The organism is Lentilactobacillus fungorum (assembly GCF_016860605.1).
Taxonomy (GTDB): domain Bacteria; phylum Bacillota; class Bacilli; order Lactobacillales; family Lactobacillaceae; genus Lentilactobacillus; species Lentilactobacillus fungorum.
In genome coordinates this window covers 181,652-194,206 of sequence record NZ_BNJR01000014.1, presented here as the reverse complement: position 1 = coordinate 194,206, position 12,555 = coordinate 181,652, and the positions used below count along the sequence as shown (strand labels likewise).

Here is a 12,555-nt window from a genome sequence, read left to right as displayed (position 1 = left end):
TGTACACCGGCGACAAGTTTAACGCCCAAGATGCCTTTGTTAGTGCAACTGGTAAAGACGGTAAAGCCGTTGACTTTAAAGATGTTACCGTCAATGGTGCTGACAAGGTTGATACTACCAAAGCCGGTACTTACAAAGTTACTTACTCTTACGGGGGTCAAATTGCTACTTCATTGGTTACAGTTAAGAATAATCAGACGGCCTTAAAAACAACGCCAACGATTGAATTGGCTAACGGCGCTAAGTTTGACGCCAGTCAAGGTTTCATTTCTGCTACGACTAAAGACGGTCAACAATTGAATTATGCTGATGCCATTAAGCAAGGTTTGAAAGTTGCCGGGGTTGATTTTGATACTACCCGAGCTGGAATTTACACCGTAACTTACAGCTTCAACGGTAAAACTGCTACTACTAAAGTTATTGTTGACGCAGCTTCAAATAACAACGGTGGTAATAGTGGAACCATTGTAAACCCAAGTAACAACAATGCTTCGACTACCAACAACGGGAGCTCGGCCAACTCAACCGGCACTGTAACCAAACAACCTGCCAAGACTACTGGAGTCGAGGGTTATAAGTCGTTTATGATTTATAACAAGCGAGCAGTATACCGTTACAAGTCAACCGTGTTCACCAAGAAGAACCGGATCAAGGGCTACAAGAAAGCCCCACGTTACAAGGCATCTACCTTTAAAGTGGTTGCCAAAGTAACCAACAAGAACGGTCATGCACGTTACAAGTTGTCCGACGGCAGTTACATTACTGCTAACAGTAAGTACGTTGCTCCACTTTACTGGCGAGCAAAGCATGCTACTATGTATTCAGATAACCCAAAGGGATTGTACGAGTACAAGGGTACTAAATTTAATAAGAAGGATCGGATTAAGTTCGTTAAGCAAGGTACTAAGCTAAATATTGTTGCTTGGGCCAAGCGTTCGGATGGCGTTAACCGATTTAAGCTAGCTAACGGTCACTTTGTTTCAGCTAACAAACAATTCATTAGTGTTGCTAAACCGCATGTAACAAAATAAGCTAATTTTATACAGTTAGAAACGCTAGGTTAGCTTGCCGATTGATGTTAGATTAAGAAAAGTGCATACCAGTTTCAAATTTAAACAAATTGCTTCTTTCACTCAAGAGTTCTGAGTGAAAGGAGCAATTTGTTTTTGGGTTGGCGTGAATTCTGGCGGGGGCCTGCTGATGCTGGGTAAGAAGCATCACTAATGGAACGGTTTAATGATTGGGAGGCAGCACATTAAGCTTGTGATTTATTCAACTTATCAAAAGTAAGTCTAAATGTTAGCATTTTCTTTTCTTAAGATTATACTTAATAGATGAACAACTAAATGGCAATATTGGAAGCGCTTATTGCCGCTTAGATAAAAAGGAGATATTGCGATGACTAAGATGATTGCAGGACAAGCTTTGATAAAGGTTCTTGAAGATTGGGATGTCGACCATGTCTATGGAATTCCTGGCGGTTCGATTAACCATACTGTTGAGGGCCTTTATCTTGAAAAGGACAAGGTCAAGTATATTCAAGTCCGTCACGAGGAAGTTGGTGCAATTGCAGCATCAGCTGATGCGAAGTTTACCGGCAAAATCGGTGTGGCTTTTGGCTCTGCCGGCCCTGGCGCAACTCACCTGTTCAACGGCTTATATGATGCCAAGATGGATCACGTACCGGTTCTAGCATTGATTGGCCAAGTTCCCCAAGCAGCGATGAACACCAACTACTTCCAGGAAATGGATGAAGTGCCAATGTTTAGCGATGTGTCGGTTTATAACAAGCAGGTAACCAACGCTGACCAAATTCCATACGTGGTTAACCAAGCGATCAAGGAAGCTTATCGTCAAAAGGGCGTGGCAGTGGTCGTTTTGCCTGAAAACTTAACGGCAGAAGAAATTGACTATACACCAACGCGGACACCATTGACAGTAGCTGATGATTTCACTCAAAGCGTTGATCCTTCAGCTGTTAGTGACACGCTCCAAATGATTAAAGAAGCCAAGCGGCCACTTATCTATGCTGGCCGAGGATTACTTGGTGCTCGCGATACCTTGACCAAGTTCTCTGAACAATTTAATATTCCAGTGATGAATAGTGTGCCGGCAACTGGCGTTATCAGCACCGACCATCCTAACTTTATTGGGACGACTGGTCGATTGGGAACTAAGTCAGGATTTGAAGCAATTCAAAATGCCGATTTGATTTTATTCTTGGCTTCTGAATACCCATTTGCCAACTTCTGGCCGCAAAACACGAAGATGATTCAAGTCAACAACAACCCTTATGATATTGGTAAGCGAATCGATGTCGATTACGCGGTAATTGCTGATGCCAAGAGTTATTTGCAAGCAATGATTGATACCGGTGAAAGTCGGCCAAAGGATACTTGGCTTGAAGCTAACCAAGAAAATAAGCAGAACTGGGACAAGTGGATTAACCAGTTAGCAGCCGACGATAGTGATGGCTTGAATGCTGAATCGGTTACTAAGAAAATTGCTGAACTCGCTGGACCAAACGATACCTATGCCATTGATACTGGTAATGTATCTGAATGGAGCGTTCGTGGATTGCCAATGAACAAGAACCAGCGCTTTGCAATTTCGGGTCTGTTTGCAACCATGGGATTTGGTGTTCCAGGCGGCCTTGCTGGTGCCTTGAGTGTGCCGGAAGGCCAAGCTTGGTCATTGTCTGGTGATGGTGGCTTCTCAATGGTTAGCCAAGACATCATTACAGAAGCACGTTATGGTCTGCCAGTGATTAACGTCGTCTTTTCTAATGACCGTTATGGCTTTATTTGGTACGAACAAATGCAGACCAAGCAACACTTCTATGGCGTAGACATTAACGATGCGGATTGGGCCAAAGTTGCTGAAGGCCTCGGTGGTATTGGGTTTACGGCTAAGAGTATCAAAGACCTTGATGACATTTTTGCTAAGATTAAGGATCTCCAAGCTAACGGTAACAAGAAGCCGATTGTTATCGATGCCAAGATCAAGCAAGATGACCCGGTTGCAACGGCCTTTATGCCATTGGATCCAAAGGTCTTTGGTGAAGATACCGCGGATGCCTTTGCAAAACAATATCACATTGATCGTCAACAACAGCCTTCACTTGGCGAAATTTTACGAAGCAAAGAGTCTTAGTTACAAGTTGTCGCGGCCATCGGTGCCGTTGTCAATCCGATGACCGTGACATAACAATTCAACTCTACAAGCTAAAAGCACTCACCAGCCGGACACTGGTGGGTGTTTTTTTGACAAATTAGGGAATCAAATAGTAGTCTAATGTTACAAATGTTACAGAACATCATGGCCATTAGGCGACTAAAATCAATTGAGATAACGTTTGTGAAATGGTGATATATTACTGATGTAATCGGTCTTTACATGATCGATACATAGATTGTTACCGGTTACTTAACTTTTTATTAAGAGGCATTATATTACAGCTATGTTTCGTTGACATTGATTTGTAACGTGGCATAATGAACACATCCAATAAGGGAGGGATACATGATGAAAAAATTTGCAACGATGATTACTGTAGCTTCACTCGCTTTGCCACTTGCTTTGGCGGCACCATTTGCTGTGTCAGTACCAGCTGCTAATGCCGCAACGACTAAGACTACGGCAAAGGCCAAAACAACGACTAAGACAGCTACAAAGGGGACAACTTATAATATCGCTAAAAACGGGGTTAAGAATTTTAAAGCACAGAGCTACCATATTAAAGCAAATACCAACGTCTATAAGGGCTTCTTTTATGCTGACGCTGGTAAAGTAACCTTCACCAAGAAGGGCGTTTTAAAGGGTGGCGTTACCTACAAAGTAACCCGTTCTGTTAAAGTTACCACAACTGGCAATAAGACGGCGACCTTCTTCTACGTAAGCGGTCAAGGTTATGTTGCAGCCTCGGCAATGACTAAGGGACCTTACCAAGCTGCAGACTAATTACTAGAAATTATTTTTATTAATATTGAGCTTCATCCTTCAACAAACTGGTCAAAGGCAATTAATGTTGCTTTTGGCCTTTTTGTTTTGTGCGTAAAACGGAACGGTTAGAAGCTGGAATACTGGTAGTTATTTCCAATTCCATCTTTTTTCAATCCATAAAGAAGGATGAATCCAAGACCGACTAAAAAATTGTAAATTAGCAACTCATACTTAATCTCCTGAGATCCGCCAAATCACGAATCTTAGGAGGTTTTAAGATTGATAGTATTGACAGTCAGAATTAGTAGTATACAATACTAGATAAATAGTGTTCGAAACTACATAGATTAGAGGAGATCGTTCATGGCTGAAAAAATTGCGTTATTAGTTGATTCTGGTTCTGACGTGCCACCAGAGACGTTAGCAAAATACGATAATATTGGGGTGGCGCCGATGTTGATCAATCTGGAAGGCAAGGAATATCGCGATAATGTTGATATCACGCCAGACGAATTTTACACCCGATTAGCTAGTGTTGATAAGCTGCCAACGACGGCTGCTCCGACGCTTGGCAGCGTTCAGCAACAAGTCGACCGTTTAAAAGCCCAGGGATTTGACCACATTATCGGGATTACAATTTCTGCTAAACTATCGGTAACTAATCACCTGTTTCAACAAGCCGCGCAAGAAGCCGGCGTGCCCATGGTGGTGATTAATACCAAAAATATTGGCATTGGTAGCGGCTTGTTTGCGGTTTATGCTGAGGAATTAATCGATGCTGGCAAATCATATCAAGAAATCGTTGACCGATTGAATGCAGCGGTTTCAAAAAGCCGGATCTTTTTTTATATCCCCAGCCTGAAATATTTGCGGGCCGGCGGGCGAATTGGACGGGTAGCTGGCCTAGTTGGCTCACTTTTGAAGATTAAACCGGTCATTTCGTGCGACCAAGACGGGATTTATTTTCCAATTACCAAAGCCCGCACGGAGCAAAAAGCCATTGTGCGGATGGTTCATCTAGCCAGTGAGGCGGTTAAAGCGGCAGATAATGTGCGAATCGCTGTCGTTAACGGCGCTGATGAATCGTTAATGCAAAATGTAGCCGATCAATTGCATCATTTGTTCCCAGGCGATAAAATTTATAAAGGAAGTGTTTCCCCGGTTTTGGGTGTTCATACCGGCCCAGGATTGGTTGGGATTGCCGTTCAAGTAGGGGATCCAATTTAACTAATATAGGAGTTGCTCAATTGACTGATAACTCAAAGCAAACATCAATTAAATTACCAATGTGGGATGAGCTGCCAAACTTTAATTTGCATTTGGACCAATTGTTGGATTTAACGAATCAATATTTGAGCCCAATTATTGGCAGTAAGATTACTAAAACAATGATGCATAACTATTTCAAGGCCGATATCATCATTCCGCCAATTCGGAAGAAGTATTGGCGAACTCAATTAGCTGGTGCGATCGTTGTGGGATTGTTGAAGAATATCTTTACTTTAGCCGAAATTCAGGCTGGTTTAAAAGCCATTTTAAAAGACAGTTCTCCTAAGATTGGCTACAACAATTTTGTGATGATGTTTAACGAGCAGGCGGCTCAATCAGGAACGGTGCCGGCGGCCTTGAATAGTTTGGATTTAACATCCGCCAACAAGCCAACAATCATGCAATATGACGCGGTTCAATCAATTCTATTTTGGTTGGCGGCTAAGAAAAGACTGCAAGAGGCTTTGAAAGACTAAAGGCGAGTTGATGAGAAATCAAGATTTTCTCATCAACCCGCCTTTACCTTTATAATTAAAGTGAGACGTTATTTACAATATAATCAGGCTGATTTCCTTTATTCATTGCCACCGTATTTTGAGCCACAATCTCTGCCATGGCGTCTCGGGCTTCAACCGTAGCGTTACCGATATGCGGTGTTAAAATGACGTTCTTGAGGGACTTGAAGCCATCGTCGACGTGGGGTTCTTTTTCATAAACATCTAACGCTGCACCGGCAATTTCATGGTTTAGTAAGGCGTCATACAAAGCGGCCTCATCAATGACCGGTCCCCGTGACGCATTGATTAACATTGCACTGGATTTCATTTGCTTAAACTGATCAGCACCAATCAGGTGATGGGTTGCTGGGGTTGCCGGTACGTGGAGCGTTAAAACATCGGCGCTCTTAATAACTTCATCGATGGTTGCAAACTTGGCCCCCAGCTTAGCTTCAACATCGCTAGGTAATTGTTTACGCTGATTGTAGATAATGTTCATCTCAAAGGCGTGCATCCGTTGGGCAACCGCTTGGCCAATTTGGCCCATGCCAATGATGCCCAGCGTTTTACCAGCTAACTGATGGCCCAAGAAAAATAGGGGGGCCCAGCCGCTGAAGCCCTCGTCTCTCATCAATTTATCGCCCTCAACAATGCGATGAGCGAGACTAATCATTAACCCACAAGTAACCTCGGCAGTTGAGGTTGTTGAAACCTTGGGGGTGTTGGTGACGGGGATGCCCTTGGATTGGGCGTAATCCGTATCGATATTATTAAAGCCGGCGCCATAGTTAGCGATGAGCTTTAAGTTAGGCGCGCTGTCGATGACGTCTTTATCGACTTGGGTTGAAAGCGGGGTAATCAAAAAGTCTTTATCACCAACCCGCTTGATTAATTCATCCTTGGTGATTAAAGCACCGCTATCATCAAATTCATCAATTTCCAAGCCGGCATCCTTCAAAATGTTCAATGCATGTTCAGGAATTCTGCCAGCAATCAATACTTTTGCCATATTCCCACTCCTTTTCTAAAAGTTTGCTCCAACTTTATTATAGGCCATTCACGACTGGAATTGGTAACGTTTACGTGTCGCAATGATCAAATTAAATTGAGATATTGTGCAGAATGGCTAAGATCAAAGATAACGTTTGCCCCTTGTCTGCATTGGGATGCTTGGATTGCCCCATACAAGGGAGTAAGGCCAAAACTGTAATGAGCAGGTATTTGAACTCATATGCGTTAGAAATGAAATAACGCTTAAATTCTGTGTGGCATTGGCCTAAACGGTTGAATATCTCTAAAAGCGGCAATCTAGTTTCATCTTTGCCAGCGGTGGTTGTGGCTAGCAACTTTTTTGCTTGAATTTCATAGAGTGCATTTTTTACGCTTAATATTGGCGAAATGAGCATTGTTAACGCTCTCAGAATTAATTACTATTAGTTTAGATGTTTCAGTATATTATCAATTAGATGAGGTGGAAAAAATAATGAGTCAATTTACCGTCCAACCTAGCTTTTGGAAAATCTTCCCAGACGTTAAGATTGCTGTTATCACGGTTCATCATCTGGATAATCATCAAAAGGAACAGGTCCCGCCAGAAATGTTGGCAGAAGCGAACGCCAGTGTAGCCGATTTGATTCCCAATGAGCCAATTAGTGCCAATCCGCTGATTCATGAATGGCGGCAAGCCTTTAAGAAGTTTAAGACTAAAAAAGGCGCCCGCTTTGCCGTGGAAAATTTGCTAAAACGGGCAAAGAAGGGCAACCCAGTTCGCAGCATTGACCCACTGGTTGACATCTATAACGTTGAATCCCTGCGGACGGGCTTTCCGATTGGCGCGCTTGACCTACAGAAGATTCAAGGGGGAATCAGCTTGGAAGTTGCCAAGGGCGGCGAGCCATTTACGGCAATTGGCGAAGATGAACCGGATCCCGCGTTGCCTGGCGAAGTAATTTATCGAGATGAAGAAGGCGTTACCAGCCGTTGTTGGGCTTGGCGGGATGCCAAACGGGTGGAAACGACCGAGGACTCAACTGATATTTTGATGTACTCAGAATGTTTAAAACCAGAGTGGCGACAAGACCATGAGCGGGCGATGACTGAGTTGACCGGAAATATTGAGAAGTATTTGGGGGCAACGACCAAAACACAGTACGTGACTAAGGAGCAGCCGACGGTGATGTATGAGTAAAAATGATCTCCATTAAGGGGGGGTTCAGAAAATGAATCAATCAATGGCGTTAATGGTTAGGGCATACCACAGTAGAGTCGCCCGAGTGATGCAGCAAACATTTCAATTGTTATTTCCAGTGATATTGCTGGGAAGTTCAGCCGAGGTCTTACAGTTTGTTTTTTTGACGGCCAGTGGTTATGTCGCGACAATTTTTAATGTCACTCATTGGCTTCCCTTTGATCGGCAACTTTCAGCTTTGATGGCGATAATCTATCGCTGTACGCTTGGAATGGTTGGGATGTATGGCGCTTATGGGACTGCTTACTTTACCGTTAAAGTGTATCGGCAAAAATCCTCACCAAGCGCGGGCTTAATCGGACTACTAGCGTTTTTGATGATTGCCTTTCAAGCTCGAAGCGGTGGCCGAGTGACCTTTAATCCGCTTTTAATGACAGAAGGGCTGCTAGTGGGGATGCTGGTCGGCTATGTTTGTGGCCGAATCTTGAGTGCTTTTAAAAATCGGCGGTCTGATTTACAAGAAATGATGTGGCGACTAACCCTCATTTTTGTGTTAGCCGTTAGCGTGAATTGGCTAATGAGCTTTTTGAGTCGAACTGGATCCCTTTCAATCATGGCGATTAGCGGCACCCAGCCAACGTCAGGTAACGCTTTGTCGTTTGTCTTAATGATGGGCGCGTTAACGGAATTGCTATCCTGGTTAGGGATTGGCGGGCCGTATACAGCCAGCCCAACTTTCACTGATCCGGCGTCAATTGCTAATTTAAATCATGCCCTCAAAACGGGATCGCCTTGGAATGCCCCCCACCCATACACCGACACCACGCTATTTCATAGTTATGCTAACTTTGGTGGCAATGGCGTGATGTTAGCTTTAATTATTGCAATCTTGATTTTTTCAAAACGAGCAAACAGTCGAACCATCTCCAAGTGGTCAATCTTTCCAGCCCTTTTTAATAGCCATTACGCCATGATGGTCGGCATCCCAGTCTTATTTAACCCGATTTTTCTGTTGCCATTTATTTTGGTGCCTATCGTTAATATAATAATTGCAGCGATATTTTTAGCGTTGCATTGGCTCCCTGCGGCGGTTTATCCAGTTCCAGCTGGCACGCCGGGGCCTTTAATCGCCTTTTTAGGGACGAACGGTAATTGGGTTTCGTTATTACTGGGAATTTTCCTAATTGTTTTGGATGTTTTAATGTATGCGCCGTTTATCAAGCTGGCGGAACGAGTGCAAAAAAGTGCGGGTGAGTTGAAATGACATGGAAAAAAAGGCATTGGTTAATCGCTCTCATAAGCATTGTGATGGGGGTTGCTGTTATCGGCGTATCTCTTCAATGGTCACGAAAAAACGTCTCACAATTAGCCCAGCGGCATAATTCAACGATTGTCCCACTGATTATGATTCCTGGAAGTTCGGCGACGGAGAATCGTTTTGATTCGTTAGTTAAAGAGTTAAACGTTAATCGCAGAAATCCACATAGCTTATTGAAGATTCGAGTGGCTAAAAACGATCATTTAACGTTCTCTGGTGAAATGCGTCCCCGGGACCGGGCACCAATCATCGTAGTCGGATTTGAAAACAATCATGACGGTTATTCAAACATTAAGAACCAAGCGCGGCAATTTAACCTTGCTTTCAAGGCCTTAAATGAGCGCTTGAGCTTTAGCCGCTTTGAAGTGGTTGGCCATTCTAACGGTGGATTAATTTTTACCGTTTTTCTTGAAAAAGATTATTCACAGTATGCAAATGAGGTTCAAGTCACAAAGCTCATGACAATTGGTTCGCCGTTTAACTTCAATGAACGTAACGTTAATAATAAGACCCAGATGTTATCGGACTTCATTAAAAATCGGAAAAAACTGCCGACTAATTTAAACGTTTATTCGGTCGCTGGGACGCAAAACTATACTTCTGACGGGATTGTGCCATTAACGAGCGTGATGGCCAGCCGCTACATTTTTCAAGGTCAGGTGAAGCATTTTACAACGATGACCGTGTCTGGCTCGAATGCTCAACATTCGGATCTTCCCCAAAATCGTCAGATTGTCAATCTCATTAACCACTACATGCTAACGGCTAAGCGGCGACGGCAAGTTCGCTTGAATGAGCCAGTACTTCACTAATGGGTTAGGCAACGGGTGGCTAACTTATTTGAGAATTAAGGATGGTTTTCGACCTTCTTTTCATGGGTCACAAATGCTTTTAAGTTGGTAACTTTGGCCATTGTACTTGATCCACGTCCCATTTTTATTGAGAGATTTGATGTAGGCTTGGACGGTTTTATAAGTCTTGCCGCTGGATGAGCTATTTCCCGTTGGCGCACTACCGCTTTTACCGGTCGGCTTCTTGCCACTCGGTTTCTTTGAACCACTTGGCAGCTTTGCTTTTTTCGCTGAACCGGATTGGCTGCCGCTTTGGGGCGCGGCACCACTAGAACCACTCATTATTAATATCAAAATGACACCTGGCTGCGTTTTTGACTTTATTATGAAATAAGTTTGTTGATTTTGTGAAGATGATTGTTTTGCGGCGCCCCTTGGTCTAACATTCAGACTTAATCTTTGGAATGTTGGAGGCTGTCAAAATGAATAAGCAACTGGAACGCGTCTCACTAGCTGGGATGCTGGTTACTTTAGGAATTGTATATGGCGACATCGGGACTTCTCCGTTGTACGTGATGAACGCGTTAATTGGGGATGCTGGGAAAATGGGAAATATTTCTCCCGACTATGTTATTGGGTCAATTTCACTTATCTTTTGGACCTTGATGATTATTACAACCCTCAAGTATGTTGTGATCGCGATGCGGGCGGATAATAATCATGAAGGCGGGATTTTTGCGCTTTACGCGTTGGTTCGAAAGAATGCTGGGTGGCTGATCTTTCCGGCACTGATTGGGGGCGCGGCAATTTTAGCCGATGGGACATTAACACCAGCAGTGACGGTAACTTCCGCGATTGAAGGCTTAAAGTCCCAGCAATTTGGACCAATCACGTTTAGCAATTCCCAGCAAGATGTATTGTTAGTGACGTCAGCCATTTTATTAGGACTATTTATGATCCAACGTTTTGGAACCGGTATGATTGGCAAGTCGTTTGGGCCGGTAATGGTGCTGTGGTTTGGTTTCTTGGCAGTCGTTGGGGTGATTAACTTAATAGCTTATCCGGCGGTTCTAAAAGCTTTATCGCCAATTTATGCAATCGAAATTTTGTTTAGTCCAGTTAATAAGGTTGGCATTTTTATCTTAGGGAGTATTTTTCTGGCAACTACCGGAGCCGAGGCGCTGTATTCGGATATGGGCCACGTTGGCAAGAAAAACATTCACGCGACTTGGCCGCTGGTTTATACGACCCTATTTTTAAACTACTTAGGACAAGGCGCCTGGGTGGTGAACCACGCGCATGATGCGGCTTATCGCAACTTGTCTGATTTGAACCCTTTTTATGAGATGCTACCTGGCAATTGGCGGCTCTTTGGGATTGTCTTGGCAACCCTAGCTGCCATCATTGCTTCGCAGGCATTGATTACCGGCTCTTACACACTGGTTGACGAAGCGATCGGATTGAAATTTCTGCCACGATTAATTGTGAAACATCCGAGTAACTTTAAAAATCAAATTTATATTTCTAATGTGAATTGGATTTTATGCTTCGTGACGCTGGGAGTTGTCTGGTATTTTGGCAATTCTCAAAAAATGGAAGCGGCTTATGGATTGGCGATTACAGTAACGATGCTAATGACGACGGTTTTGTTGTATGAATTTTTAAAGGCCAAGTTATCGCCAGGAGTGGCTTTGATGATCGCCCTATTCTTTGGGAGTATCGAAACGGTCTTTTTGATTGCCAGCTTGGTTAAATTCATTCATGGCGGCTATATTACGTTGGCGATTATGCTGGCAATTCTATATGTCATGTGGGTTTGGTATTTTGGTAACAAGCGGCGCGAGCATTACGAACGCGAAAGCGAGTACGTATCGCTGTTAGGGTACCGTGATCAATTACAGGAACTTAGCCGTGATCAAAGTGTTCCACTATTTACAACCAATTTGGTCTATATGACCAAAATTAAGGGTGACTATCAAATCAAGCGAAGCACGATGTATTCAATCTTGGATCAAGAGCCAAAGCGGGCAAAGGTATATTGGTTTGTGACGGTCAATGAAACCAATGTACCCTATGAAAGCAACTACACGGTGGATATGTTAGGAACGAAAAATATCATTAACGTGCAATTGTATTTGGGGTTTCGCAAATCTCAGTCCGTAAGTGTTTATTTGCATCAGATTGTGGATCATTTGGTCGATCAAGGCGTCTTAGCCCCGCAAGTGCCCAAATATTCCACACAACGCCATCGAAAAGTGGGTGACTTTAAGTTTGTGATTATTAATGAACAGCCGGCCGACTTGGTTGCCAATGACCAGTTAAGCGCGTTGGATAAAAGGTTGATTGGTGGCCGGATCTATTTGCAAAATATTACGGCATCACCAACGTACTGGTATGGCTTGGAGTTTAGCAATGTTGTTGAGGAAAGTTCCCCGTTATTCATTGTGCGAGAAAAAGACCAGTATCTGGTTCAACGGAAGATTTATCATTATGCGTCTAAGGAATGATGAGTGGGCTTGGGTAAGGCGGATGGTCGGGTATAAACTGTTT

Annotated in this window: 12 protein-coding genes; 9 read left to right on the top strand and 3 right to left on the bottom strand. The window is 43.5% G+C overall.

What is annotated here, in order from left to right; genetic code table 11:
- From YK48G_RS08385 to YK48G_RS08365, 5 genes are all read left to right on the top strand, one after another.
- Positions 1–1,031: bacterial Ig-like domain-containing protein (locus tag YK48G_RS08385; protein WP_203630271.1), on the top strand; the 1,031-nt coding region annotated here is incomplete at its 5' end.
- A 367-nt stretch (positions 1,032–1,398) separates the two neighbouring features.
- Positions 1,399–3,153, top strand: a complete 1,755-nt coding sequence (gene spxB / locus YK48G_RS08380; protein ID WP_203630270.1) for a pyruvate oxidase — start codon at positions 1,399–1,401, stop codon at positions 3,151–3,153.
- Between the two features lie 369 nt (positions 3,154–3,522).
- The gene (locus YK48G_RS08375) at positions 3,523–3,960 is read left to right on the top strand and encodes a hypothetical protein (protein WP_308440172.1); all 438 of its coding nucleotides are present in this window, start codon (positions 3,523–3,525) and stop codon (positions 3,958–3,960) included.
- 345 nt (positions 3,961–4,305) lie between these two features.
- Entirely contained in the window at positions 4,306–5,169 is an 864-nt protein-coding gene (locus tag YK48G_RS08370; RefSeq protein ID WP_203630269.1) for a DegV family protein, read from the top strand.
- Positions 5,170–5,228: 59 nt separating this feature from the next.
- Positions 5,229–5,687, top strand: a complete 459-nt coding sequence (locus tag YK48G_RS08365) for a DUF1836 domain-containing protein (protein WP_203630282.1) — start codon at positions 5,229–5,231, stop codon at positions 5,685–5,687.
- A 55-nt stretch (positions 5,688–5,742) separates the two neighbouring features.
- On the opposite strand, the gene YK48G_RS08360 is transcribed toward YK48G_RS08365, so the two are convergent.
- Entirely contained in the window at positions 5,743–6,717 is a 975-nt protein-coding gene (locus tag YK48G_RS08360) for a 2-hydroxyacid dehydrogenase family protein (protein ID WP_203630268.1), read from the bottom strand.
- A gap of 91 nt (positions 6,718–6,808) precedes the next feature.
- A complete protein-coding gene (locus tag YK48G_RS08355) occupies positions 6,809–7,114 on the bottom strand; it encodes a hypothetical protein (RefSeq protein WP_203630267.1) in 306 nt (101 codons plus the stop codon).
- A gap of 77 nt (positions 7,115–7,191) precedes the next feature.
- Between YK48G_RS08355 and YK48G_RS08350 the strand changes: the two genes are divergently transcribed.
- From YK48G_RS08350 to YK48G_RS08340, 3 genes are read left to right on the top strand one after another with little or no spacing between them, the layout of a single operon-like run.
- Positions 7,192–7,896: a B3/B4 domain-containing protein gene (locus YK48G_RS08350; RefSeq protein ID WP_203630266.1), complete on the top strand. Its 705-nt coding sequence runs from the start codon at positions 7,192–7,194 to the stop codon at positions 7,894–7,896.
- A 31-nt stretch (positions 7,897–7,927) separates the two neighbouring features.
- The gene (locus YK48G_RS08345; RefSeq protein WP_203630265.1) at positions 7,928–9,160 is read left to right on the top strand and encodes a PTS transporter subunit EIIC; all 1,233 of its coding nucleotides are present in this window, start codon (positions 7,928–7,930) and stop codon (positions 9,158–9,160) included.
- Positions 9,157–10,026: an alpha/beta hydrolase gene (locus YK48G_RS08340; RefSeq protein WP_203630264.1), complete on the top strand. Its 870-nt coding sequence runs from the start codon at positions 9,157–9,159 to the stop codon at positions 10,024–10,026. The genes YK48G_RS08345 and YK48G_RS08340 overlap by 4 nt, the downstream gene beginning before the upstream one ends.
- Before the next feature lie 60 nt (positions 10,027–10,086).
- Here the strand turns inward: YK48G_RS08340 and YK48G_RS08335 are convergent, their stop codons facing one another.
- Entirely contained in the window at positions 10,087–10,359 is a 273-nt protein-coding gene (locus tag YK48G_RS08335; RefSeq protein WP_203630263.1) for a hypothetical protein, read from the bottom strand.
- Positions 10,360–10,487: 128 nt separating this feature from the next.
- Between YK48G_RS08335 and YK48G_RS08330 the strand changes: the two genes are divergently transcribed.
- Positions 10,488–12,512, top strand: coding sequence for a KUP/HAK/KT family potassium transporter (locus YK48G_RS08330; protein ID WP_203630262.1), 2,025 nt, complete (start codon positions 10,488–10,490; stop codon positions 12,510–12,512).
- Positions 12,513–12,555: the final 43 nt, after the last annotated feature.